Origin of the sequence: Granulicella sp. dw_53 (assembly GCF_018449545.1) — a bacterium.
Classification (GTDB): domain Bacteria; phylum Acidobacteriota; class Terriglobia; order Terriglobales; family Acidobacteriaceae; genus Edaphobacter.
Map to the genome: position 1 here is coordinate 1 of NZ_JAAVUR010000028.1, position 26,883 is coordinate 26,883.

Here is a 26,883-nt window from a genome sequence, read left to right on the forward strand (position 1 = left end):
TTCGCACATTCAGGCTCGGAAATGTGGCCAAAACTCTCCCCTGAAGATATGAGATGACTCATTTTTCATGTATTCACCAAGTCTTCACAAATTATCCGTCACATCGCTCTAGCAAGCGGCCTCTATATAGGTAGACCACGAATGTCAGCCCACCTACAAATCTTTCGTAGATTCGATCAATCTCCCCGAACTTCGGGCGTAGAGCATATCTTTGCCACGCGCTATGAGGAATTAACGGGCTGGGCGCTTCAACTGACCCAAGGAGATCGCGTCCAAGCCGAAGATCTCGTTCATGACGCTTACGTGCAATTCAGCCTACGAAACAAGAGTCTCGACGAAGTACAAAATCTCGACGGCTACCTCTTCACCTCTCTGCGGCATCTTTACCTTGCAAAGATGCGTAAGGCAAGTCGCTCGCCCATGCAGGAGCTATCCATCGCAGAATATGACTCTGCCATGCTGGGGTTGCGTGAGGTTGTAACTTCCGATCAGCTATCAACTCAGAACGAGTTACAGTGGCTCTGCGCCTACTTATGCTGGCGAAAGGAGAGCGTGAAAGGTGCGAGTCTCCTCCTATTGCGCTTCTTTCATGGTTACTTTCCAGATGAGATCGTGGCAGTCTCGCATCTTAGCCACCCTGCACTTCGCCAAAGACTTCGAACAGCCCGTGCAGATGCGAAGTCGTTTCTAACAAATTCCGCCGAGATGCTGCGCTTCTCAAAGCAACATCCGGAACTGTGCAAAGTAATCCATCAGCATCGGGGTGCGATTTCCGGCGATGACTTAATCGTGGAGTTACGCCGTTGGATATTCGACAGCAGTTCGGGAGCCTGTATCCCTTTGGCACGGCAAGAGAACGGACAGATTCAATATTCAACACAGGAGTTGGCACACCTCGTCGGTTGTCGGGACTGCCTGGAAAAGGCGACCAAGCTTCATCATCTTCGCCCCGGCGCGACGCGTCTTCTCGACGAGATCGGTTCCGACAACGCCGACGGTCGCGGGCCGATCGAAATCCCGACCAAGCAAGGCAAGAACAGAAAGCTGAGGCTCGCCGTCAGTCGACAGCGCGTCCGTGAGACGTACGAGCATAGGCCGCTCCAGCTCTGTGTCGCGGTCAACGGACGCTTGCTCGCGTGGCGCGACGTTACGACAGAGGACAACCGGCTTCAGACACTGGTTCATCCCAACGTCCAGCTCGAATTCATTGAAGTCTTCAGTGAGCAGGGCATTCGAATGATGCTACTCAGCGTGCTCGAAGCTCCTCCGATCGGTCCCTTCGAGATCTCGGATGTCTGCAGCCTGAGCCATGATCGAGTGCTGCGAATCAACGTGACATTCACCGGCTCGGGCCCGTCCATCGAGGTTCTCTACTCCGATCCTTCCTTAGCAAGGACATCATGGCCTGCCGAGTTGGGCCTCGCCAGGTTGCAGCTCAGCAGGGCTGACAACCCGCAGGCCATGGCGCTCTTCGGCTCTATCGATGCAATTGCGATACCGCTGTGGAGGCGCTGCCTTCAGCCATTCTTCTGGCTGCAACCAATGCCTCTAGCCTCCTGGATCTCCGCACTTCTTATTGCTGTACTGATGTTTACCCAGATAGGCGGGACCCGCCTCAAGGCGGAAGAGGTCTTACAAAGGGCGGAGCAGTGGCAGCAGGATACCGTCAACGGCAGAGACAATGTGATGCATCGCTCGTTTGACTTTTATCAAACCCTCAGCGTGGACTCTCATCCGAGGAAACTCCACGGCCGCGTTGAGGTTTGGGAGGGATCGTCACACGGAAAACATCGAACTCTCAGTCGTTTTTACAACGAAGGTGGAGAAACCATCGCGACGACAGATCGCCGTCAACTCCTGTCGGAGTCCACAGCCTGGCAGTTTGTTCCGTCCGTCGAGAGCTATCGCGCACTCGTCTCTTCCTCCGCCATCGATGTGAAGAAACTGGACACAACCGTCGAGCTTCATGCGAAGTCTGCGACCTTGACGCTCGACGCAGTAAGCTATCGGCCCACGGGCGAAACAATAGACTTGCTGGGAAGCCACTTCAGCTTCCGCGAGATCACGACGGAGGTCCTGCCCTGGACAGAGACTCCCCTGGCTCTCGCAGACGAAACCTCTGTCGTTGAAGGAGCTACGAACACCGGTTCCCGTGTTCCCTCGCTCGTCTCATCCGTGGAGTTGGACGAGACCGAGACCGCTGCACGCATGCGCCTCCACCAGGCCAATGCGGATATGGGCGAAGACATTCACATTGAACGAGCTAGGAATCTCATTCACGTGATTGGTGTTGTCAGTTCGACGGAGCGTGAGAAGGACCTTCAAAGCCAGCTGTTCGGAATTCCGCACCTGGATGTTCATCTGCTCTCGCCGGATCAACCCTTCCCTTCACGACAGTTGGTTGTGCGACCTACGATCAACATCTCCGATGCCGGGACGGGGAGCGCTCACGAGACGACTCCGCCGCTCCTGCAGGACTGGCTGAGAGAGCGCTTCTCCGACGACAGCGCTCGCTCCGCTTTTGCAGCCCAGACACTTCATCTCGCCGATCAGGCCATGTGGCATGCAAATGCTTTGCAGCGGTTAGCCGCACGATACGGAGAATTCAACAACCCAACGATTCGTTCAATGGCCGTCGATCATGAACGCGCGTTATCCGAACTTCTAACAAGTCTCAGTCAGAAGATGCAGCAGTTTCCTGGCATCCTAGCGACACCTTCGCTCTCTCCTTTACCAAGGTTGAATACAACCGCCGGAACACGGGAGCTTGAACTTCGAGTACGTGAACTCAACGATCTGATGACACAACTGTTGGCCACGCACGATCCGCCCAACATATTGGCTACCGGAGATACTTCAGTCGATCCGGCGACCGCAAACGAGAAGACCGTAGTGCGCTCGCAGGAAAAAGTTCTACAGGCCAGAGATTTATTGCAAAGCCTTCAGTGATTCTGCACCAACACTAAAACAAAATCACCCAGTCATGACGGAGTCAAACATGTCTTACTCGAAGTGTGCCCATCTCCCAAAAGCGTTGCAATCTTTCCTCAGCGTCTCGCAAAACTCCGCCACCAAGCTTGTGATTGGCCTGTTTTTACTAGCTATAGGCTGCTTCCTTCTACCGCAGCAAATGCAGGCGCAGATGGCTCGCCTCACCGGCGCGGTCACCGACTCGGCTGGACTGGCGGTGTCGGATGCCAACATCTCAGTTCGCAACATCGACACCGGCATCCACCGCGAAAGCAATACCAACTCCTCTGGCGGCTACGATGTTTCCTCTCTCCAACTAGGCCACTACACCGTGCGCGCCGAAAAGCCTGGCTTTGAGGCACTGCAGCGCAGCGGGATCACGCTCAGTGTGGATACAACGACCCGCCTCGATCTCATGCTCTCCGTCGGCAAGACCAGCGAGACGATATCGGTGAATGGAGCAGCCAACTTACTCCAACCGAACAGTCCGGAATTCGAGAGCTTTGTAACCTCGCAACAGTTCGACGATCTGCCGCTCGTTCAGCAGGATCGCATGCGAAATCCCGCGAGCTTTGTGTACCTCACTCCCGGGGTGCAAGGAAATATCGCGGTCAATGGATCGGAGTACGTTGGCGCGACCAATGTGATTCTTGCTAACGGGGGTCAGATGTACTCCACCGAGCTCCTACTTGAGGGTTTACCCGGTGGCCAATCTCGCGTTCCAGGGAACTACACGGAGAGCGCTCCATCGGTCGATGCAATCGCCGAGTTCAAGATGACGACGACGCTCCTCAGTGCAGAATACGGCCATACCGGCGCGGCCGTTGGAAGCTTTTCCGTCAAATCGGGAACGAATAATTTCCACGGATCGGCCTACGAATACATTCGCAATAGTGCTTTGGACGCTACGAACTGGCTGGCAAAGCATACTAATACCGTGCAGAAGCTCTCGAAAAAACAGAATGAATTTGGCGCCACCATTGGTGGTCCTATTCGAATCCCTCATCTCTACGACGGCCGCGATAAGACCTTCTTCTTCTTCGCGTACGGTGGATCCCGCCTGTACGGCGGAGCCGCCAGCTTTACTACTGTCCTCGTTCCGACGGTAGCGCAACGAGGTGGAGACTTCGGCACCACGAACATCTACGATCCTGCAACTACCACACCTACAGGTACCACTTACACCAGAAAACAATTCGCAGGAAATAAGATCGATCCTTCACGCTTCGATCCTATGGCACAGAAGGTGCTCGCCTATATCCCATTGCCGAATCTACCGGGCAACGGCAATAACTATGGTGCCTACACCGGCGCGAGCATCCTCATTCCAGATACCTACACCGGTAAGATCGACCACATGATCTCTTCCCGGCAAGCACTGGGTGCAGTCTATATTCGAACAAGTATTCCTCGTACGACGATAGGTTCTCCCTTGCCTAAGCCTATCGGTGGTAACAGCTATCAGGTCGTCGCGTCTCACACGATCAGGCTGAATCATAATTGGACCCTCTCTCCGAACCTTCTGAATAGCGCATCCGCTGGCTTCAACCGATTCACCAATGCAAATCTTCCCCTCTATCAAGACCAGAACTATACGGAAGCCATCGGCCTCAAAGGCATTCCTGATTCCACTTACTTCCCGACCTTGACCTTCTCCAGTGGGTTCGCGCCGATCTCTTCAATCAACAATGCCAACGTCCCTGAAAATGGATATTATTTCAAAGATCGTATGACCTGGAACGTAGGTCGCCACCTTGTCAAATTCGGTGGCGAGTATCGCATCCTTCAGTACAACGATCACAATCCTTTCAAGTTCGCCGGAACCTTCGGTTTCAACTCTCTGAGCACCGCCAATCCAACCAATAGCTCCGGTGGCAATGGATTCGCAAGCTTCCTTCTCGGGCAAGCCTTCTCAGGCACAGTCACCGGTCCCGCCATCGTTTATACGCGCAAACGTTATAGCGGCTTCTTCGTTCAGGATGACTTCCGCTTCAATGAGCGGCTTACCTTCAATCTAGGTCTTCGCTATGAGTGGCAGAACTCACCCAGGGAAGCTCAAAATAACCACAGCGCAATCGATCTCTCGCTTCCCAATCCTGGCGCAGGCAATCTCCCTGGCGCCCTGGCCTTCGCCAGTGCAAGCCGCCAGACCTTCTTCGCCACTGATTATTCAGCAATCTCCCCACGCTTCGGCTTCGCCTTCAAAGCTCTTCCTACGATGGTGGTGCGTGGCGGATATGGAATCTACTACACCGATACCATGCCTAACCTTGCTCTCAACCGCTCTGGATACTCTGTGTCGGGCACTTTCTCATCGCCCAATAACGGAGCGACGCCTGCCTTTGTTCTCAAAGATGGTGTGCCCCAGACCTACCCGACCGTTCCTACTCTGACTCCGACCGCACTCAATGGTCAGGCGGGCAGCTACTACCAGTCGAATACAGGAGCAATGCCGCGCATTCAGGAATGGTCTTTGAGCATACAGAAGTCCTTCGGAGCAAACGCCTCATTAGAGGCAATCTATATCGGGAATCACGGCACGCGGCTTGTTGATCCTCAGATGGTAAATATCAACCAACTTGATCCGAAGTACGCCTCGCTAGGATCGCTGCTTACTCAATCCGCAACCTCTTCCGCAGCAGTTACGGCAGGTGTCAAACTCCCCTACCCGGGATTCACTGGCAGTGTGGCGCAAGCCTTGCGTCCTTATCCCCAATATCAAGATCTGACATCAATTGCTGCGAAAGCTGGCTCGAACATCTATCACGCAGGTCAGATTGTCTATCGCCAGCGAATAGGCGGGGGTCTGACCTTCTTTGGTGGATACACTTGGTCGAAGAACCTGGGCTATTCGAGCCCGAATCTCGACGGTTCAGGCGCGACAAACAACGTGCTTCAAAATTCCTATAACCCCCGGGCGGAGTATGGCCTTTTGCCACAGGATGTGAAACAGGCTGTCATCTTGAACTATGTCTATAGCTTTCCCTTCGGCAGCGGAAAGAAGTTCCTAACGCACGGCATCGGAAACGCAATTCTCGGCGGGTGGAAGATATCTGGCGTCCATCGCTACCAATCGGGTACACCACTCTCCATCTTGGCGGCGAACAATACAAGTCAGACCTTCTTCAATCGCTTTACCAGGCCTAACCGGGTACCGGGCGCCGATCCCACGTTTCGTGGTGGAAAATTCAACTACGACACCGACCGCAGGATTAACCCCGCAGCGTTTAGCCAGCCTGCGAACTTCACCTTCGGCAACGCAGCACCAACATACGGAAACCTACGGAACTTCGCATCCTTCACAGAAGATATGGCGCTCGTGAAGGAGACACAAATCTTCGAAAAGATGCGTTGGTCGTTTTATGCACAAACTAACAACACATTCAATCGACATCGCTTCTACGGTATCCAGACCAATATCGATAGTGCCACATTTGGAAAGCCGTCGAACGTATCGAACCCGCGTTATCTGCAGTTCGGAACAAGGGTGCGATTTTAGTCTTTGTAAGCAAAGGAAGACTGCAGCTTCAAAGCGGAGGGCCGCAAGGTCCTCCGTCAAATTTAGCTCTTTGGTAGATGGAATCGAGGAAAAATCCATGGTCAGCGTTTCAAGAGAGTATCGGCCCCCAATGTTCAGCCTATGTCGATCTCGGCATTTTCCTTTCGTGCTTTTTATAGGAATATCCTTGATTCTTCAAAGAGCTGCTTTTGCTAACGACTACATAGCCATAGCGGACCAGGCCAGCGGCGACCCCAGAATCAGGGTGATGGATTACACGCAAACCAATTGGGGCTCGGATAATCGGTCTGCAGTTATCTGGAGTTGGGAGCCGTCGGACAGCGGTATAGGGCTCGATGGCTGGGGCTTGCCAAACGACGCCAGACTGCGGAATAACCGTGTCTGGGGAGGGCAGTGCGTTGCTATCCTCGACGGTCATGGGCGACTGGCAGTCGTGTCGTATCCGGCCAAGGTGAAGAAGTGGTCGATCAATGTCGGACCAAAGGACAACGTGCATGGTATTGAGCTTCTCCCTGACGGGAATGTCGCGGTAGCGGCATCGACAGGCGGGTGGGTTCGTCTGTACGCGGCTTCTCAGGGAGAATCTTCATCAACCTATGTGACTTACAATCTCCCCGATGCACATAACGTACTGTGGGACCCCAGGAGACAGGTCCTTTGGGCGCTTGGACAAAACAAGCTTGTTCAGCTGCGGGTAAGGGGCACATCTGCGGCACCTACTCTTACCTTGGTTGCAACTACGATTCTCCCAAAAGGAGGAGGACATGACCTGGAGCCCAAGTACGGTGACACCAACATCCTGTGGATCACCACAGCCTCCTCCACCTGGACCTATAACAAAACCACCGATACTGCCACGCTCTACCAGAACATTCGCGGAATTAAGAGCATTAACAACCAAAGCTCGACCGGACAAGTAATCGAGACTAGTCCTCACACTTCCTGCAAACAAAATTCATGGTGTACGGATATCATCGACTTTTTCTCGCCACCGGATATCCGGACACGTCCCGGCGCTGCCATCTATAGAGCGAGAGTTTGGAATCCCGATTATCAGTAATTGGCCTAGGAAGCCTCAAATAGAAAGCAACGACGGAGACGTTTTTGGTGAACAATGTATAGGTGTAGTTTAAGTTCGACCTACAAAGCATGGTTCTGCCAGACACAGGGTCGCAAGCAGATAACAAATTGCAAGCCCTCTAATCGTGGGTCGTCATTGCCGACTTCAACCCTGCTGAATTTGCAGAAGACTTGACATACGAATCTCCGAATTTCGCAATCGGTTGCCCATTGTAAGTCGCTGGTATTCTGTAGGACTTAGACCACACACCTGTCGAAATATCCGAGCAAAGTGTTGTTGCGTTTTGAAACCACAGGCCAGAGCGATATCGAGCATTCGTAGATGCAGCGATATGAGCAACTCTTTGGCACACTGCACTCTCTGCCGCAATACGAATTGGTGCGGACTTTCACCCATCGACTTTTTGAAGATGCGGGAAAAGTGAGTAATGCTCAAACCCGTGACTGCTGCCATGTCGGCGAGGCTGATATCTTCGCTGATTCTTGAGCGTACAAGGTCTGTGACATTACGCCGACCAACGTCGCTAAGCCCACCTTTGATTGGGCGCCTGGTTTTGATCGAGAGAGCGTAAGCTTTTACTAAAACTGCTGCCAGTGCCATTTCAATAGATTGAAGAAATAATTGGCCACTGGGGAAACCAGATGCTCTTTCGATATTGACGGCAGTCATCAGTGCTCTGATTCGCAAATCCTTCAGCTTAGGGATACTCTGAAATCCTATCTCTCTATTCGCCTCAACTGCAGCCTCGCTTAAGCGGAGATCAGATAATTCGAAACGGAGAAATTCAATTTGCTCCCGGCTTTGGACAAACCCGACAGTTTGCCGAGGAACTAAAGCAATGTCGCCTGCCACATATTGAAACCGCTCCGTTGGAACACCATCGATCTTGAGATCCACAACTCCAGGGTGAAGCAACATCACAACGTATTGAGACTCATGCACTAGCCTGAGTGGCTGTGTGGAAAGAGATACTAAGTCGACCCTCGATGACATCTGCTTAACCTTTAACTAAGTTACAAAGAACTCGCGCAATGTTAGCTATCTAAAATTACGGCCGTTTAAGGGATGCGGCCCTTACAGGATGGGATACATTTTTATTTTCCGGACTACAGCAAAGAGGAGAGAAAGTTCCATGCTTTCAAAGAATCAGCTAACAGATGACAAAGTAACCATTGACGTCAGTTGCTATATGGCTCGCGATCTCGGCAAAAAGAACGACATCAAATGCTTTGTCCCTGTGAGCATAACGGTCAAACGAATCGCTGACTGTAAATGCGGGGCGGGGCGCTTTAGCACAGGCTCAATTGACCCAACGCGATAGGCTGAATCCTCGGGTACCCTGCCTTATGCGGGTCATAAACACACGCAAACGGCGTCTGGCGTGTGGCAGTTTCGAAGAGAGGAACGTGCGATTGGTTCAGCAGGGCCGAGGGATGTTGCAAAAAAATAACGCGGCCCTTGACGAACAAGGCCGTCAGATCCCGTTGAAAATTGATGCTGCGTCCCAGCAGGTGCGTCGACATCTTCAGGGACGAGCGCCGAGAAATCGCAAGAGAGATGACACGCGTTCCCTTTCGTCATCGTCCAGTTCGCGCGCATTTTGCAGGCCACGGAACGTCCGGTTCATCACGCCCGAGCGGTTTTGGAGCCCTCTTATTCGGTGAGAGGGCATGGGACTAGCTAATTGTTTTCTGTCACAGAGCTAAAAATTAGATACAAGCGACACGAATAGACACAGTGAAATTCGAGAGGCGAATAAGTTTAACTCAAGGTCACTGTTTGCAAACAAACCTACTACTAGCCCTGATACTCGTGATGTGAAGACGTGAGCGGTACTTCATAAGTAAGTGCAGATGGCGAAATGAAATTGTCGATTAATTACGGTAATGCAGGACCAGGTCGCACCGTAAGTTCCCGAAAGACTACGGAGCTATCACCGGTGAGGTCTCTTGGCTGCAATAGGAGTATGTCATGACTTTCAACGATTCTTCCCTGCCGCCGGTATTGCCGGAGGATGCCGCGCCCCTCATGGCTACGGTCTCGGGTTCGGTTTTACTGCCGGGCGACGCGGGATACGACGACGAACGCGCGGTCTTCAACCTAAATCACGAGTTAACCCCCGCGGTGATCGTGGTGCCTGAGAGCGTGGCCGATGTTCAGGCCGCCGTTTCTTTCGCGGCAGTGCAACACCGGCCACTCTTGGTGAAGACCACCGGCCACCAGATCGTCGGTTCCGCGAGCGGCGCCGTCGTGATCGCCACCCATCGAATGAACGACATCACGATCGACGCGGCCTGTCGCTCGGTCCGGGTCGGAGCTGGAGTGCTGTGGTCGGAAGTCATCGCGAAGACAGCCGAGGTCGGACTGGCCCCGCTGAACGGGTCGAACCCCACCGTGGGAGTCTCCGGTTATACCCTGGGCGGCGGTCTCAGCCCGACCCTCGGCCGCTCCCAGGGGTACGCCGCCGACCACGTGCGCTCGCTCGACGTGGTGACCGCGGACGGCAAGCTGCGGCACGTCACTGCGGAATCCGAACCAGACCTGTTCTGGGCGCTGCGCGGCGGCAAGGGCAACTTCGGAGTGGTCACCGCTCTGGAATTCGACCTGTTCCCCGTGTCCCGCCTCTATGGCGGCGGCCTCTACTTCCCCGGTGACCGGACGGCCGACGTTTTGCGAGCCTGGACCGCCTGGCACCCCAGCACCCCGGAAACCATGGTCACGTCGATCGCGGTGATGCGGATGCCATCGATGCCCGAAGTGGCTGAGCCTCTGCGCGGGAAGTTTCTGGTGTCGGTGCGGATCGCCTACAACGGCACGACCGCGGACGGCGAGCGGATGATAGAGCCGCTGCGAGCGGTAGCTCCTGCAATCATGGACACCGTGGGGGACATGTCGTACGCCGAGGTCGCATCCATCCACAACGAGCCGACCGACGCGGTGCCCTACTACGAACGGGGCATCATGCTGCGAGAGTTCCCTCCGCAGGCGCAGGACAAGCTGATCGAACTCGTCGGTCCGGACGCCGAAACCGATCTGGTGATGGCCGAGCTACGCGCCCTGGGCGGGGCCTGGGACCGGGAGCCGAAGGTTCCCAACGCCGTAGCGACCAGGGGCCTACCGTACAGCCTGCTGGCCGTCTCCGCCGGACCGCTGTCGGAGGAGGAGCAACTCAAGATGTCGGTCGCCAATCTGCTCGACGGCATGAAGCCCTGGCAGGGCGCCCGGCGGTACGTGAACAACCTCGCGCCGGATGAGGCGGCCGACGTCGCGGCGATTTACGGCCCCGAGCGCTACGAGCGCTTGGCGTCTATCAAGAAGACCTACGACCCGGCCAACATGTTCCGGCTCAACCACAACGTGGTACCGGCCACCTGATTAGGCGCTGGCCGACCGGGTGGAGCTGGACACCGAATGATGGCGCTGCCGAATGTGAACTCCGTGAAAGACCCCCTCGCGCCTGCCATGTCGTGCTGGTCTGGCGGTTGGACCGCTGGGGTCGTTCACTCATCGATCCAGTCCGTTTTTTCTGAAGGGACCCCTGGATGCAGTTCCTCCATAACAATTACGTCTTCTAGTCTCCGGGACTGAACATCGCTGGAGTGGATGTTCAGTCCAGTGATTAGATAGTTTGCAACGGAAAGACAACTGCGAATGGCCGGCATGGACGCAGCGGTGCAACGCGACGCTCTGTAGCCAGGTGAGAATAAACAGAGTTCGTTCGATACGGCCCCTAGCTCGCGCAAGGCGGCTGCAAAGCCATTAGGCGAGGATACCCGAAAGCGATTAGCCGGTTGTTGCGGGAAAGCAAGCTGTTAGGCTCTACCAAGCGTGGGACCTGCAATCAAAGCCGATCATGGGAATCTCAAGAGGGTGCTTTTGGCAAAGCCGAGCTGCCGATGGAAGAAAGCAGACCATGCATAGTGGCGCGATTGCTGGCGATCTCGCAAGCAAGTCACCCGGACGAAATAGTTCGGACCGCGGCACAATTCGATACAAACGACAGTGCTGGACACACTTAAATCAGAGGGGTGAGATAAGTTGAACTTAGGCCACTGCTAGCAGGTAAACCTACTTCTAGCTCCTGGATAACCCGATAGTCGCGAAAGGGCAAAAACATGCATAACATGAAGAAGTTTATCCTCTCTCTATTCGTTCTTACCTTGGTAGGCACGGTAGCACACGCCCAAACTGTGGACACACTCCTGACGAAGAAACTACCCGAAGAACCGGGTAAAGAGATTCAAGTTATTACTGTCAATTATGCCCCGGGAGCTGTCGACGCGATTCACCGTCATGATGCACATGTGGTCGTATACGTTCTCGAAGGAGAAGTTGAGATGCAAGTTCAAGGAGGTACGCTTCAGCGGTTAGGTCCGGGACAGGTCTTTTACGAATCGCCCGAAGACGTTCACACCGTGGGCCGTAATGCAAGCAAGACCAAACCAGCGAAGTTCGTCGTATTTTTCATGAAGAATGCAGGAGCGCCGATTCTCACTCCCACTCATTAGCTTCTGGGTGTCGTGGGACACAGTTCTCCGGTAAAGTATCTTGCCTGAAGCAATATTGTTTACGTGGAGATACGTAGGAATTCAAAAACTTTGCAGTCCACCAAGAAGGTTATCGCGCCAATGATGGCCAAGCTTCATCCAGGGTACACGCTTGAGGTCGGTGGCAACACCGAAGAATTCGCAAAGGTAAACGCTAATGCGCAAAGGCAAACGTTACCTTAGGTAAACACTCCCGCTCATGCTCATCGTGATTATTGTTCAGGTGCGATCCTTGTCTGCCATGGCGATAACACTCTTAACGGCACCGCTTGGAATATCCGGCGTCGTAACCACACCCATTTTTGTTTCACGTTCCATTCGCATTCAACCCCATCCTGGGAGTGATCGCTTTGGACGGAATCCTCATGGAAGGTGCGGCTGCATATTCTTCCGAAGCACTACCTCCCCGCAGTTGACACATATAAGCAAACGAACCAAATAACCAGGCAAAGGATCTTTATTGTGGGACTCGATGAAACAAAGCTGAATACATTCATGATTAACTTCGTGCATGATCTAGGAGCGGTGCTGCATGCTGCAACGATCGTAGTTGGTGACAAGTTAGGCTTATACAAAGCACTTGCCGAGAAGCCTCTCTCATCCGACGACTTGGCACGCGAGACGGAAACCGACCCGCGATATGTACGCGAATGGCTATCGGCACAGGCGGCAAGCGGCTATGTGGAGTACGATGCCGAGGCAGACATCTTCAGCATGACAGAGGAGCAGGCGTTCGCGCTCGCTGTCGAAGGCAGTCCAGCGTTTATTCCGGGTGCCTTCGAGGTTGGAGTTGCCGTATTCAAGGCGATTCCGTCCATGATTTCGGCGTTTCGAACTGGAGAGGGGTACGGCTGGCACCAGCATGACGTCGCTCTCTTTCATGGGACGGAACGCTTTTTCCGTCCAGGTTATGCGGCTAATCTTGTAATTAAATGGATTCCAACTCTCGATGGAGTACATGACATGCTGCAGGCCGGTGCGGTCGTTGCCGACGTTGGCTGCGGATACGGTTCCTCTACCGTCATCATGGCTCAGGCATATCCCAAATCGATCTTCGTCGGCTTCGATTTCCACGAGCCCTCAATCCGCTATGCCAAAGAAGCCGCTTCGCGAGCGGGTGTCGCCGATCGCGTGCGTTTCGAAGTTGCAACTGCGAGTGCTTACCCCGGTTATGACTACGATTTCGTTACCGTTTTCGATTGCTTGCACGATATGGGCGATCCGGTTGGCGCGGCCAGCCACGTTCGGAAGAGCCTGAAACCGAATGGAACCTGGATGGTGGTTGAACCGTTTGCAAACGATCGTCTCGAACAGAATCTAAACCCGATCGGACGAATTTTCTATTCTGCATCGACAATGATTTGCACTCCAGCCTCACGTGCTCAGGAAGGAGCAATGTGCCTCGGTGCGCAGGCCGGCCAGAATCGCATCCAGGACGTCGTCAGGCGAGGTGGTTTTAGCCGCTTTCGTCGCGCGGCGGAAACGGAATTCAACCTGATCTATGAAGTGCGTCCGTGAAAAACTTGGGTAACATGAATACCGTTAGTTTATCTCGGCCTCGATATGGATGTCTTGGCTTATAGTGGCTCGATTGCTGGTAATCCTGGCAAGGTAATCATCCGGACGAAATAGTTGCGCACGCCGCAATATTCGATCCAAACGACTGGAATGGACACACTGATATCAGAGAGGTGAGATAAGTTGAACTTATGGTCAGGCTGTTCGCAGACGGGACCTACCATCAGCGCTAATGCTGTGTGACGGGAAGATCTGAGTAGTACTTCATTAGCTATAGCAAAACGGAGCGATTATGGTGTCGATCAAGCAGCGTGTTAGAAATCAGATTCAACTGAAAATCCATGACGACCGACAGTATCGAAGCATACAAGTGTTGCGGGCGTTACGACATTAGTGCTCTACGCATGTTTGGCTGAAAGAAACAATGGATTCGAGAAACACCTTCGAATGCGAAGGACGCAGAAAGGATACAACGATGTCAAGTCTCTCCTCAACTCTCGCCATTCCCGATTCGTTGCTCGCGAAAGAAGCCACTGATCTCCTGCGCGAGCATTCTACGGATCTACTCTTTAATCACTCGATTCGTGTCTACTTCTTCGCAGCGGAGCAGGGCCGTCAACGAAAGCTTCGCTTCGATCCTGAACTTCTCTACGTCGCGGCCGCATTTCACGATTTTGGTCTCCTTAAGAAATTCTCGAGCCTAGAAGAACGCTTCGAGGTCGATGGCGCAAACACGGCCCGCCAGTTTCTCACTGCACATAAGGTTCCTGAAGAACAGGTAGAAATTACATGGACGGCCATCGCTCTGCACACCACTCCCGGTGTCACTCAGCATATGCGCCCCGAAGTAGCTCTACTCTATTCGGGGGTCGGTCTCGATGTGCTTGGAAGAGGATTCGATCAGTTTCCTTCGGGGTTGCGCGAGGAAATCGTGGCCAGATACCCGCGAAGACACTTCAAGGAAAACTTCATCCAGGAGTACTTTGCTGGCTTTGCGCACAAGCCCAGCACAACCTTCGGCACCGTGAACGCCAGCATCTGTGAGCGTCTCATCCCTGGTTATAAAGCGCCAAATGCCTGCGACTTCATAGCTGCATCTCCCTTCCCCGATTCTGAATAGCAATTCGGGTTGGAAGAATCGAAAAAAACATTTACAGGAAGATTGCAAAAGTCTTACGCTGAATTGCACTCGATCAGAAGTAAGGATCACGGCAAAGCTGCTTCTTTTTTTAACACTGCATACTTATTCTTTCGGGACCGTAATATTAGCTAACAAACATTGCCCGAGTTGTTCGTACCTTAGTTAGGATTTAGACAGATGTCATCGAGGGTCAACTTAATATCTCTTTCTGCAAAACCACTCAGAGTTGTGCATGAATCTCAATTTGTTGTGATGATGCTTCGGCCTGGAGCTATGGATCTCAGTATCGACGGCGCTCCAACGGAACGGTTTGAATATATGGCAGGCGACCTTGCCTTATGTTGTCGACAAGCTGTCGGGTTCGTCCGAAGCCCTGATCGAATAAAGGGGCTTCGGCTCGAATTGTCCGATTTCCAACTGAGCGAGGCTGCGGGTGAGGCGAATAGGGAGATAGGGCTGCAGAGGATTCCTAAACTAAAGGATTCGCGGATCAGAGCTCTGATGACTGCCGTCAATATCGAACGAGCATCTGGTTTCCCCAGTGGCGAATTATTTCTTCAATCTGTTGAAGTGGCACTGGCAGCAGTTTTAGTACAAACTTACTCTCTTTCAAAGAATGCTAGGCGTCTGATCAAAGGTGGACTTAGCGACTTCGGTCGGCGTAATGTCATAGACCTTGTACGATCAAGGATCAGCGAAGATATAAGCCTCGCCGATATGGCCGCGGTCACGGGTCTGAGCATTACTCACTTTTCTCACATCTTCAAAAAGTCGATGGGTGAAAGTCCACACCAATTCGTATTGCAACAAAGAGTGTTGTGCGCCAAAGAATTACTCGTATCGTTGAATCTACGGGTGATCGATATCGCTCTAGCCTGTGGTTTCAAAACGCAACAACACTTTGCTCGGATATTTCGACAGGTGTGTGGTCTAAGTCCGACAGAATACCGCCGGCTTAAATCAGGCAAACGGTTGCGAGATTTGCACGTCGGGTCTCGTGCAAATTCTGCAGGGTTGAGGTCTTCGATGAACGCCCCACGATCAGAGAGTTAAGTGTTGTTTTGCCAATTATTTGGCGCACTTTGAGCTAATTATGTAGACTCCCCGACAAAGATATCGTCGTCCTCTGCGTCCTTTCGGACTGTTGGCACAGACAGCGACGAGTCGGCCTCCATGCTTCAAGATCTTCAAGGCGCGCATGATGTGCTTGATATCGGTAGTGGCGGTATCAGCTAGCTTTTTTCTGACCCTCTTTCTCCTTGTTCATCATTACGACGCCTGAGTGCTTACGCGCACTCGGAATTTGTGCTGCGAGCTGAGCGAGCCAGGTTTGGAGACTGGTCTCGCCGAGTCGTGCGTTATTGTCCGGAACCAGAGTTCTCTCACTGAGTTTCGTCTCGGAGTAAAGCGCATTTGGGTCAGCGATGACTTCGCGGGGATCTTTGAGTGCGACCAAGCGCCGTCGGACTAGATCATCGATGCGAAACTGTTCGGGCCCACCAACTTCGACTATGTCGTTTACCGGCCGCCCTATTGCAATCTCGCCCACGGCACTTGCGACATCGTCGGCAGCCACCGGCTGGAAAAGCACAGATGGCAGTCGCACTTGTTTTCCGTCGTACGAAATGTCGGCGATGCCCTTGAGGAACTCGAAGAACTGCGTCGCACGCACGATCGAGTAGGGGATAGAAGATTCTCTGATCAGTTTCTCCTGAGCAATCTTAGCCCGGAAGTAACCGCTCTCGGCCATCCGATCAGCTCCAACAACCGATAATGCAACGTGATGTCCTACCCCTGCGGCCGCTTCAGAGGTGAGGAGGTTACGGGTCGATGTCTCAAAGAAGTTCAGCACTGCCGCGTCCTCCCAGGAGGGAGACTCTGATACGTCGACGACTACCGAGGCACCTTTCAGCACTTCGGACAGTCCCTCACCCGTGAGAGAGTTGACACCCGAATCTGGTGATGCCGCTACCGCTTCGTGCCCGTGCTCACGAAGCTTGTTGACAAGCTTTGATCCTATGAGTCCAGTACCGCCGATGATTACGATTTTCATGATTTACCTCCCTTCATTTCGAACGATGTTTTCACATATGCCGGTCGTACTCGCTAAGACCGAACAGCTCAGTTAATTTGTCGCCTTCAACCCGCCAAATAAACCGGCTGCTCGTATAACTGCATATGCCTGCCAGTTGTGAAAACGAAGATTATGGCAACTGTCTCGCTGCAGTCAAATCGAGGATTAGCGATCTTTCTTTTTCAACATTTTCCGCTTTAACAAAATCATTGCACTGAAATCTCCGATGTTTCTAGTCAAATCGCGAGCGACATTTGCAACGAAGATGTCCGCGATCTGAGTGCGAGGGGAGATAACTGCGAGGCAGCTTGGGGCGTGGCGCTCCAGACGGAAGCAATGATTTCGTCCCTTAGTTGAGCAGTGCACATTCGGCGCGAGAGCGTCACCGAAGCTGCGAATCAACTCGGCTTGAGCCGACGCATTCCCTACAAACATCGAGCAAAGACCCATCGAGCTCGCGACGCGCTTCCACGGAAGCACTCCCGCAACGATACCAGCGACGGCATCAGACCTCTTCACTGACTTCGCAAGTTCAATGAAATCTTTGCGCTTTGCGGGATCCGGGACAGCAAGGCACCCGTAGATTCGGCGATCTATACAATGGTTCATCGGCGTGAGGCCTCTAGGCCGAACGCGCTTTGGCAGACCGACCATGCGCTGTTAGACATTCTCCTGCTTCGGGAGGACGGTTCAGCGGGCCAGCCGGGCCTACCGCCGTGATTGATGACTGTAGTCGCTCGATCGCGGGCTACTTTCTCAGCTTTGACCCACCTTCATCCCTTCGGACCTCTCTCGCGATGAGGCAAGCAATCTGATCTATTTCGGTGTGAAGTCGCCCGCTGCCGGCTCCCAATCACCGGCATGCCGCTACCCCTGTGGATCGTACTGTTGTTCCTTGCAGCATGGTTCTCTTTGCTGGATTATTCTTCAGCGTGACGTACTTGATGACGGTTCTTGTACACCGCTCAGGAGCGGGAACCTTCCTTTCCGCCGCGCGGTCTTTGCCTATTATGTCTTTCTACAGGTTGTAGCTCGAAGCTTAGAGGGCGTTGCTTTAAGGATGAACCAGACGATCTGACGCCGCGAGGCCCGGAGACCTGTTTGTAGCGGGAAGGCACCGGGAGCGCGTGGTTGGCAGTTTCGTCGTTGGCGAAGCCGCAGCCTGGTTATTCAACAAGACAAGAAATGGAGATAGCGGCTTACTAAAAGTAATTTCATTGTTGCGCCAACGTTTCGGCGGCTGAATCGACAGCTTTCTGCGGAGCGATTACTCCGTCGACCGAATCCTCCGAACGGAACTCACGTACGGTGTCTACCTCCAGGAAGATGTGTCTCACATCTGGGAACCTCTGTTGGATTAAGGTTTCAATTTGATCGACCGCCGACTCGACCTGAATGCTTGAAAATCCCTTCCTGAATTGCACGGTCATCGTCAAAAGAACATTGTGTGGTCCAAAGAACGTCGTAAATGGATATCCGAGGCGCTCCACCCCGGTGACACCTCCCGCAATGTCGCGGATGCTGCGTAGCGTGTTCCTATCGACTCCTTCTCCGATCAGCAGTGTCTTAGTCTTCGCACCAAGTAATACAGCGACCCCCATCAATAGAATTCCAATCAGGAGGGAAGCTATTCCGTCAAACAGCTTGATTCCAAATCTTTCGACAAGCAGGGTAGCTGCGAAAGCTATACCGACTCCTAAGACTGCCGTTGAGTCCTCAAACAGAACGGTGAAAGAGGCAGGATCTTTACTCTTTCTAACCGCCTCAAGCAACGACATTGAACCTCTAAGCTTCCTAAACTCCCTTAAGGCAACATAGAGAGAATACCCTTCGAAGATTGCCGAGCAGCCCAATACAGCATAAGTCACGCCGATGTGCTCCAGCCCTCGGGGCCGGATGATATGAGCAACCCCTTCATAGATGGATGCGCCTCCGCCCAGAGCAAAGACGGCGAGAGCAACGACCATTGTCCAGAAGTACAGCTCCTTGCCGTAGCCGAAGGGATGGAGTTCATCGGCTGGACGACTGCTCAGCTTAACTCCGAGCAGTAGCAGACCGCCATTGCCTGTATCGACCAAGGAATGGATGGCCTCTGACAACATAGCGGAGCTTCCGGTAATCCACGCTGCTAGTAGCTTAGCTATCAGAATGGCTATGTTCGCCAGAATCGCGACGTAGAGAACCTTACGTGTCGAGCTTTGAGCGTCTTCCGGCAATCATCCTCACTCCCCGTTGTCCTCGTGTTTATCGATACACTATGTAGCTAGGCATAGCCGCTTTGGAGTGTCCTGGTGTCCAAAAACCAAAGAGACGTTCAGGCTTCGATGGTCTGTTCCAAGCATCTTCCACGAGCCTTCCAAATCAGTCTCCTGCTGCTCCGTGGTATGAGCGCGCGAAGATCCCAGCCACAGATCGGCCGCTCGCAAGGTTACGGCAGCTTCGAGCAAGGTCCGTGCGGTGTCGTCTCCTGAGAGGACCAACAGCTTGACCGGCTTTCCTGCCTTCTCCGCAGAGAACTCCACCTCGCTCAATACGTCTGTCACATGGTCATCGACAAGACATTCCGGAATCAGGTGGCTTGCTGCATCTTCGGTATCTCCCGCTGAGCCCTTGCGTATGCAAATCACAACAACGTCCTGTGTACTCGATATATCGCTGGCGAGGACCGTCTCCAGGGCTCGAAGATCGTCAGGCTTTTCCACGCTCACGATGGCGCAGCCGGGCCGAACTTGTAGCGATTCCAGAGAGAGGTTCTCCCCAGCTTGCAGTCGAAACCGCTCACGCGATGTCTCCCGAAAGGGGTCATCCGAGTCCGGATTGCTGGTGATCTTCGAAGCAGCCTGCTGGCTCGCGTATTTTCGCTCCGAGATAGTAAATATAACGAAGAAGACGACAGTGAAGATACCGCCGGAGATCGTTGCCGACTTCTTGGTGAACAAGTTCATGATGGCCATCATGAACAGAACGGCTGTCGTAGCGATCAATCCCAGGGGCAGTTCGAATTTACCAAACCTGATGTTGAGAGGAAACTTCCAGCGCTTCGCCTCGGGATGGGTAAACCGTAGCACGACCACGGCGAGACCTTTCATGGCGAAGCTCCAGACCACGCCGAAGGCATACGCCTCGCCGAGCATGTTCACGTCGCCACGACTCAAGAGAATCGTGAAGAGTTGAAGGCCGACGATGGTGTTGATGATGTGGTGGGCTGTCCCGTGTTTCGGGTGTACTTTTCGAAACCAGGGCGGGAGAACTCCATCTTCGGCGACGCGGCTAAGGACCCCATTCGATCCGATGATCGCGGTATTTACCGCTCCGGACAGGATCAGCACGCCGACCAGGACAACGAAACCGTGAAATGCCAGTCTCAGGGCGAAGGGCCCGGCTAGGAACATCGAGAGGCCGCCGATGAGATCGTCCAGGTACTTTGTCCGTTCAGCATCGGGAATCAGCATGACAGCAAAGAAAGAGACGAGCGAGGTAAACAGCAGGCTGTAGAGAAACACAATGAAGCCGGTACGCTCAAGGTTTTTCTGCTTCGGTGCCGCGATCTCACGATTGACCTGGGCTAACGTCTCTTCTCCGCTCAGCGCAAGGACCGAGTGGCCAAGGCCGATGAGGACGGCGACAAAGGTGAAACTGGGCAGTGCCGTGTGTTTGAGCCAGCCAAGCGCAGTCTCATCGAAATGAAAATTTGACGGGACAGGTAAAGGGACCGGGTGATAGCCCTTGGTGGCTATGGTGTAAATGCACCATGCTATGAGCACGACGACCATGACGGTCGTCGCTTGCATGATGCGGAGGGCGCGGGTGCTGGAGAATGGAACGCCGATACGATTGGTGTACCAGAAATAGACGGTCACGATTGCAGCGAATAGCGCTGCGAACCAGGGCGCGGGGACGTGCATCCAGGCGATATGAAAGTGTTCTCCCAATTCATTGAGCAATGCAGCCAGGTACAAACCGGCGCTGACTCCGCTGATCGGTCCGGTCAGTACATAGTCGAACATCAGTGCGGAGACGGAAAACTTTGCCGCAGTGCCTCCCATCGCCTCGCGCACCACGCGGTAGACCCCGCCACGAACGAACATGCTGCAGCTTTCGATGTAGACCGATCGAACAGCGTAGGAGAACAGCATGATGGCAAGGATGAACCACGGTGCCGCCTTGCCAATCGCCTTCTCCGCGATGCCGCCGACATAGTAAGCGGACGATCCAAGGTCGCAGAGGACGATGGCGGAAGCTCTCCAGAACGACACAAAGGAAAGCATCACCGTTGCGGGGACCACATATCTGCGAAGGGAGGGACTTGAAGCCAGGGCCATGCCGCAATCTCCGTACCGGTGTAAGGGTAGTGGAAAAGTCATAAGTAAGGCGTAAAGTCGGAATCAACGTTTAGGTTCAGTCGCAAAGACCTAGCGCTCAGACTCATTTGGGACAAATCCACTATGCACATTCGAACAGCACCGGGCACTGTGACATCAGCTCGTCATGTGGCGCTGCTCTCATATAACCAAGTGGCCCCCAAGCCTCAACGGTGGGTTGTTCTCAAATAAGATGGATTGAGCATTGTCACATGCACCGGATGTGGAATCGGTCTTGCCTGTTTAGACTTTCACTCGATGAAGAAATTCGGATGACAACTCGTTCTGAGCACCTGGAGCCGCGTTGGCCTGCGATGGTAGCTCTCCTTGCCGTAGGTGGGCTGCGCCTGGCACTTCCGGAGCCTCTATCGGTGGGCCCAGCCTGGCTGCTGATCGTTGTCGTAGGAGCACTCATCATTCCTACGGTGCTGGCGCGACGACGTGGGAATGACCGCCTCAACCAGATATTAGGGTATCTGTTGACTTCACTCGTGACCCTGGATATGGTCTGGTCGCTGGGGTTGCTCCTGCAAGCTCTTCCGTCGCATAAGGAGACGCCAAAGGACCTTCTGATATCGGCTGCGTCTTTGTGGATCACGAACATCCTGGTCTTCGCATCGTGGTACTGGCGTCTGGATGCTGGTGGGCCACGCGCTCGCGAACTGCGCGGAGTTCAAGTCGATGGAGCTTTTCTCTTTCCGCAGATGACTCTTGATCAACAATCCAAACGAAAGATGGGCGAGCAGTGCTGGAGTTCCGGTTTTATCGACTACCTGTTTCTGGCGTTCAATACCAGTACTGCGTTCTCCCCACAGACACCCCTGTTTTATCCCCCTGGGCGAAGGTCATGGTGATGATACAAGCACTCATCTCCTTCACAACCGTAGCCCTGCTCGCCGCACGGGCAATCAATATTCTTTAGCATTAGTGTGATCTACAATTTCTGCAATGAACATTACATCGAAAAGCAGGCGCCATTGACGTTGAATTCTCATGTCGACTGTAAGGATCGCTGCATGATCAACAGACGCATCCATTCGTCGAATTTCCGTCCTGCCTCCGGCAACGAACCGACCTACTGAAATCCCAATGATGCGTGGAGAGCGACAGATGGAACATTCACACCGCAAATACAGGCAACCATGGAGTGGCATGCCCTCGCCTGGCATTGCGATATCAGCTCACCCCGAAGTGCCTTGCCGACGCCATGGCATTTACAATCCGGGCGCACGTTCATTGAGTCTTCGACCGTATAACGGTAACCTTCGCGAGGACGAAATTGAGATGCGTAACAAAAGTCCACGATATACCCCTCGAGCTCTGCCAGAAGGAGCGGCAAATTGCGATCCAGAACGGCATGCCATCTCTTCAGCATTTCAGATTCGCTCGGAACTATAATCTCGAAGGTCGTTGTACTCATTTCGACGAATCTGGCGCAGATCGCGATGACATAAGGCACATCTCCAGGCACCGAGGGACGAACTAAACATTGCGACGTGATTGGAGTATCGTCTACCAGCCGATTGCGCTACTACTGTTTAGTGAATCCGGAATAGTGCCCCCCTGGGAGTGGACCGACTAAGTGGACCAGATCCTAACTCTTTCCTCCTAGTACACCCTGAAACGCCATAAAAAGGAACAGCATTCCTGATTTCGATTCGGATCTTGTGTTGAATTTGAGCGTCGTGCGGCGAGGAACACTGCTCAGTCCGGATGTCTTTTCGTGAGCGATTAGGTACCGGAGGAGCTGCACCCGGGAGATAACGATGAGTCTAGCACCGATGATGTCCCATACGTGACATTAGACCGTATCTTCCTGAGTCGACAAATCCAACTGGGCCACTACTTTCTATGCGCGTTAAGTCTCTCCAATACGCTTTTGAGGGCGTCGAGCTTCAGCCCAGCCTCCCCAAGCTTGCCGGCGGCCGTCAGACGCTGGTAGTCGGCAAAATCTTTAGCAGCCTCAGAGATCAGTTCGTTGATATCCGTCGAGGGCGGAGGTGTTCCCTTGGATGCGGGCACAGGTTGTGCCGCCTCGCTCGCATTTAGCGACGAAGCTTCTCCGCCAAAAAGGGACCTCAGGGCCGCCTGAAATGTAGTGCCGTAAGCAAGCTTGTCCTGCAGTGCGAGAACGACCAGCCGCAACTCCGGCATAGGACTTTGCTGAGCCTGAAGGTAGATTGGCTCCGCGTACAAGAGCGCTCGTCCGGACGGAATAACCAGCAGGCTTCCGCGTAGAACGTGGGAGCCTTGTTGATTCCACAGAGTCAACTGTCCTGAGAGCTGCGCATTCTGATCAATGCGTGCCTCGATCTGCTGGGGACCGTCAATGAGCTTCGTCTTAGGGAAGTCGTAGACAACCGCTGTGCCATAGTCCGCTCCATCGCAACGGCCGGCGATCCACCCGATCAGGTTGTTCCGATTAGCAGGCGTGAACGGCAGGATCTCCACAAACTCTTCGCTGCTCCCGCCAGGTAGTTTCATTAGCACATAGTTCGGTTGCATTATCTGAGCTGTCTGCTGGCCGTTACCGTCGGTCACGGACTCCGTCGCAACTGTCCAGAGGTCCTCACGGTTGAAGAAGACTGCCGGATTTGTCATGTGATAGAGACCGTAGACCTCCGATTGCACTTTGAAGAGCCCCTCCGGGTAACGCACATGCCTGCGCAGGTCTGTCGGCATCTCAGAAGCGTCTTTGAATAGGCTTGGAAAGATGCGGCGATAAGAAGCGAGGATAGGGTCTTCAGAGTCGAAGACGTAGAGCGTCGTAGCCCCGGTATAAGCGTCCACTACTACCTTGACACTGTTTCGGATATAGTTGATCGAACTCTCTCCAAGGTTGTAATGGGTTGAATACGGATAGTTGTTCGAAACGGTAAAGGCATCCAGAATCCACGAGAGCCGTCCATCGTCCCCCACCACCATGTACGGATCTTGGTCGAACGAAAGGAACGGCGCTACGACCGCAATCCGTTCGCGAATGTTGCGCCGCATCAGGAGCCGACTTTGTGAATTGACATCGTCACTGAACGGCAACTTTCCGAGATCGCCGCGGTCGATCGCCAACATCACCCGTCTCAGGAATCCACCCAACACGATTCCGCCGTTGCCTTCATAGGAGGTGAGATTGTTATTCTGCCCTTGCGGATAGTCGAACTCCTGCTGCCGGGTCCTGACGTACACATCAGTGTCTGTGAGTTCGCCAAAATAGATCTGGGGTCGCGTTACTGTGAGACTCTGGAAGGTGCTCTGGACGGGCATATTGCTCAATAAGAGTGTTGGCAGTCCTTCTGCTGTGAACCCATTGACCGGGTTCATCGTCACTCCATAACCATGGGTATAGATGAGCTTTTCGTTGATCCAGTTGCGACTGCTTACTGGAAGTTTTTCGACGTTGAGTTCGCGGGCTGCAAGCATCACCTGGCGAGTCGTACCATCGATCTTGTATCGATCGATGTCGATGTCAGGAAAGTCATAGTAGGTACGAATCTCCTGAACCTGACGCAGCGTATCCTGCAAGGCGCGCCAGTCCCACAACCGGATGTTTTGGAGAGTCGGCTGATTGTTCGCCGGGTCAGCTGCATCGACCGTCGTCTCTGCGGGAAACTCGCGCTGTGCGAAGTGATTGAGCCCGTAAGCCTGTCGGGTCATCTCGATATTATGGGCGATGAAATGTTCTTCACGAACGAGCTCATTGGGCTTGACGATAAAGTTTCCAACGTACCAACCGACGATTCCCAGCGCGCCATAGCAAAGTACGGCAGGAAGGATTGCAGCCACAATCAGTCGTCCGCGAGAATGTCGAACCGCGTTGTAGGCCGAGATGACCGCACCGAGGAACAGGGCAGCGCAGACGAGCAGAAGCCCATAGATCGTTATGTGTGCGTCGGTGTAAGTAATGCCGTCAAAGATCGTGTGATGTTCCAGCAAGAGTTGAAACCGGCCGACATACACGTTCATCGCGAGGACAGGAAGAAGGAACGCGACCATGATCGAGAGTCCACGCCAAGGTGACGGTGCATACGTGATCTGTCGCTTGGCAAGAGAACGGACACCACTCGTGATAAAGAGGAATAAGACCGCAACGGCACAGGTCGCGATTGCGAGCGTGAGGAGCCAGTTGTTGACAAGCTGCCACGCGGGCAAAGTGAACAGAAAGAAATTCAGCGGCTTACCAAAGATCGGGTCGGCAACGCTACCCGTTGCGTGCGGTGCGTACCAGAACAACGCCAGTGTCGGCCATTCCGCCATCATCGCCAGTCCGGTCACACACGCAACGGCGATGGAGATACAAAACGAGATCACTCTCAGAACTGGTTGGACTGACAGGGTTATCGGCTCTCCCGCGATGACAATCGCATGAGCCCTCGGCAGATCGGCTTCGTGAAACCGCCGAAGAGCAGAAAACGCACCGTACAGAACCAGGAACGTGATCCCTGCAAATAAGAGGAAGGCTATGGCCTGTAGGCCCGCCGATTTCCAGAATACCTCGCCATATCCGAGCGATTGGAACCAGAGAAGGTCAACCCAATACGACAATCCGATCCGGCCACAGACGAAGACACCAATAGCTAAAGCAGCCAGGAAAAAGATCCCGCGACGTCCCCACGTTGAACTTCGATACTGCGAATCTATGAAATCCGGCAATTTTCCCTCGTACTCGATCGTTATGGATAAACATTCTGATTGTAGGCTTGTTACAAGTGCCAGCTCACAATACAGCAAGAAGCATACTTTAAAAGGAAGGATCACATCCGTTGCGAATGTAAATTGAGTTGTCCGCGTTCCCTTGTCTTAGGCCCTGCGGTCCCATACATGGTCGAACCTTATCCCCGGCCTCATCTGCACCTTAGAACCTATCCAGTGGCTCAGCATCAGTGGCCTCGCTATATTTCGTCGCGTACCAGGTCCGCTGACCGTTCTTGTGCCGGCATTGATCGGCTGGTCAATGTCGCTTTCTGAATGCGCAGACACTATTTCGGTGGAGGGGCAGGTCAAGTTTCCAGGTGCGCCCGGCTAAAGTCGCTCTTTAGTCGCGAAATGAATGCTCGACAATGCACAGTCGCTCCGCATGTCAATTGGTCTCCCCTATGCTTCCGTTTTAGCTGCTTTTCTGCACGTTCCTTATGCCTTTTTTACGGCCTTCTACCTAGACTTCAACATGCAAGGTGAGCATACTTTGCGCGGCTTCGGACAGAATTGCTGCTGATCGCGCCGGGCGAGTTATACAAATGCGCTCAAGTGAAAATAATAATGAAAAAACATGTTACGTATGGCCACCTCGCGGGTGGCCTTTTTAAAGCTCAGAGTGCAAATATTGGAGCGTTGCTGATAAGAACAGGACTCGCAATCTCGATAGCTATTGGCGGGATTGTGCTGGGATCTACATCTCCACTTCATGCACAATCGACATTTGGGAGTGTTCGTGGAACGGCACAGGATGCAAGTGGTGCATCTTTGCCCGGCACTCAAGTCATGCTTCATAGCACGGACACAAACACGGATCGTGTTGTCACTGCAGACAGCACCGGCGCATTTTTGTTTTCAAACGTGACGTTCCATTCTCTGTATTGATCTGATTAGAGGTCGCGGTCACCTCGACCGCCGTCGCCTGAGCGGCGGCTCGCAATGCAATCAGGCCCGGATCGCTTCCGCGAGCAAACTACAACAT

The 26,883-nt window shown here is 53.4% G+C and carries 14 protein-coding genes; 9 read left to right on the forward strand and 5 right to left on the reverse strand.

Annotation, left to right across the window (positions count from 1 at the left end):
* Positions 1-840: 840 nt before the first annotated feature.
* From HB393_RS24140 to HB393_RS24150, 3 genes are all read left to right on the forward strand, one after another.
* Positions 841-2,949 carry a hypothetical protein gene (locus tag HB393_RS24140; RefSeq protein WP_213807786.1) on the forward strand — a complete coding sequence of 703 codons (2,109 nt, stop codon included), beginning with the start codon at positions 841-843 and terminating at the stop codon, positions 2,947-2,949.
* 49 nt (positions 2,950-2,998) lie between these two features.
* Complete coding sequence (locus HB393_RS24145) at positions 2,999-6,469, forward strand: TonB-dependent receptor (protein ID WP_213807787.1); 3,471 nt, start codon at positions 2,999-3,001, stop codon at positions 6,467-6,469.
* A gap of 187 nt (positions 6,470-6,656) precedes the next feature.
* Positions 6,657-7,550, forward strand: coding sequence for a DUF6528 family protein (locus HB393_RS24150; protein ID WP_213807788.1), 894 nt, complete (start codon positions 6,657-6,659; stop codon positions 7,548-7,550).
* 165 nt (positions 7,551-7,715) lie between these two features.
* On the opposite strand, the gene HB393_RS25725 is transcribed toward HB393_RS24150, so the two are convergent.
* Positions 7,716-8,468, reverse strand: a complete 753-nt coding sequence (locus tag HB393_RS25725) for an AraC family transcriptional regulator (RefSeq protein WP_213807789.1) — start codon at positions 8,466-8,468, stop codon at positions 7,716-7,718.
* 1,074 nt (positions 8,469-9,542) lie between these two features.
* Between HB393_RS25725 and HB393_RS24160 the strand changes: the two genes are divergently transcribed.
* From HB393_RS24160 to HB393_RS24180, 5 genes are all read left to right on the forward strand, one after another.
* Positions 9,543-10,946: an FAD-binding oxidoreductase gene (locus tag HB393_RS24160; RefSeq protein ID WP_213807790.1), complete on the forward strand. Its 1,404-nt coding sequence runs from the start codon at positions 9,543-9,545 to the stop codon at positions 10,944-10,946.
* Positions 10,947-11,695: 749 nt separating this feature from the next.
* Entirely contained in the window at positions 11,696-12,079 is a 384-nt protein-coding gene (locus tag HB393_RS24165; protein ID WP_255551571.1) for a cupin domain-containing protein, read from the forward strand.
* Between the two features lie 501 nt (positions 12,080-12,580).
* The gene (locus HB393_RS24170) at positions 12,581-13,636 is read left to right on the forward strand and encodes a methyltransferase domain-containing protein (protein ID WP_213807792.1); all 1,056 of its coding nucleotides are present in this window, start codon (positions 12,581-12,583) and stop codon (positions 13,634-13,636) included.
* A gap of 475 nt (positions 13,637-14,111) precedes the next feature.
* A complete protein-coding gene (locus tag HB393_RS24175) occupies positions 14,112-14,756 on the forward strand; it encodes an HD domain-containing protein (RefSeq protein ID WP_213807793.1) in 645 nt (214 codons plus the stop codon).
* A 198-nt stretch (positions 14,757-14,954) separates the two neighbouring features.
* Positions 14,955-15,830 (forward strand): AraC family transcriptional regulator, encoded by an 876-nt coding sequence (locus HB393_RS24180; RefSeq protein ID WP_213807794.1) that lies wholly within the window; start codon positions 14,955-14,957, stop codon positions 15,828-15,830.
* Between the two features lie 175 nt (positions 15,831-16,005).
* Here HB393_RS24180 and HB393_RS24185 read toward each other — a convergent pair whose 3' ends face one another.
* From HB393_RS24185 to HB393_RS24195, 3 genes are all read right to left on the reverse strand, one after another.
* Positions 16,006-16,830 carry an SDR family oxidoreductase gene (locus HB393_RS24185; RefSeq protein ID WP_213807795.1) on the reverse strand — a complete coding sequence of 275 codons (825 nt, stop codon included), beginning with the start codon at positions 16,828-16,830 and terminating at the stop codon, positions 16,006-16,008.
* A gap of 1,235 nt (positions 16,831-18,065) precedes the next feature.
* Positions 18,066-19,067: a cation diffusion facilitator family transporter gene (locus tag HB393_RS24190; protein WP_213807796.1), complete on the reverse strand. Its 1,002-nt coding sequence runs from the start codon at positions 19,065-19,067 to the stop codon at positions 18,066-18,068.
* A 39-nt stretch (positions 19,068-19,106) separates the two neighbouring features.
* Complete coding sequence (locus HB393_RS24195) at positions 19,107-21,173, reverse strand: APC family permease (protein WP_213807797.1); 2,067 nt, start codon at positions 21,171-21,173, stop codon at positions 19,107-19,109.
* 311 nt (positions 21,174-21,484) lie between these two features.
* On the opposite strand from HB393_RS24195, the gene HB393_RS24200 reads away from it, so the two are divergent.
* Positions 21,485-22,066 (forward strand): hypothetical protein, encoded by a 582-nt coding sequence (locus HB393_RS24200; RefSeq protein ID WP_213807798.1) that lies wholly within the window; start codon positions 21,485-21,487, stop codon positions 22,064-22,066.
* A gap of 988 nt (positions 22,067-23,054) precedes the next feature.
* On the opposite strand, the gene HB393_RS24210 is transcribed toward HB393_RS24200, so the two are convergent.
* Positions 23,055-25,937: a UPF0182 family protein gene (locus HB393_RS24210; protein WP_255551573.1), complete on the reverse strand. Its 2,883-nt coding sequence runs from the start codon at positions 25,935-25,937 to the stop codon at positions 23,055-23,057.
* Positions 25,938-26,883: the final 946 nt, after the last annotated feature.

Excerpts from the sequence above, each read along its gene's own strand:
- HB393_RS24165 (WP_255551571.1), top strand. The coding sequence starts at position 11,696 with ATGAAGAAGTTTATCCTCTCTCTATTCGTTCTTACCTTGGTAGGCACG.
- HB393_RS24180 (WP_213807794.1), top strand. The coding sequence starts at position 14,955 with ATGTCATCGAGGGTCAACTTAATATCTCTTTCTGCAAAACCACTCAGA.
- HB393_RS24160 (WP_213807790.1), top strand. The coding sequence starts at position 9,543 with ATGACTTTCAACGATTCTTCCCTGCCGCCGGTATTGCCGGAGGATGCC.
- HB393_RS24145 (WP_213807787.1), top strand. The coding sequence starts at position 2,999 with ATGTCTTACTCGAAGTGTGCCCATCTCCCAAAAGCGTTGCAATCTTTC.
- HB393_RS24185 (WP_213807795.1), bottom strand. The coding sequence starts at position 16,830 with ATGAAAATCGTAATCATCGGCGGTACTGGACTCATAGGATCAAAGCTT.
- HB393_RS24175 (WP_213807793.1), top strand. The coding sequence starts at position 14,112 with ATGTCAAGTCTCTCCTCAACTCTCGCCATTCCCGATTCGTTGCTCGCG.
- HB393_RS24195 (WP_213807797.1), bottom strand. The coding sequence starts at position 21,173 with ATGGCCCTGGCTTCAAGTCCCTCCCTTCGCAGATATGTGGTCCCCGCA.
- HB393_RS24200 (WP_213807798.1), top strand. The coding sequence starts at position 21,485 with ATGACAACTCGTTCTGAGCACCTGGAGCCGCGTTGGCCTGCGATGGTA.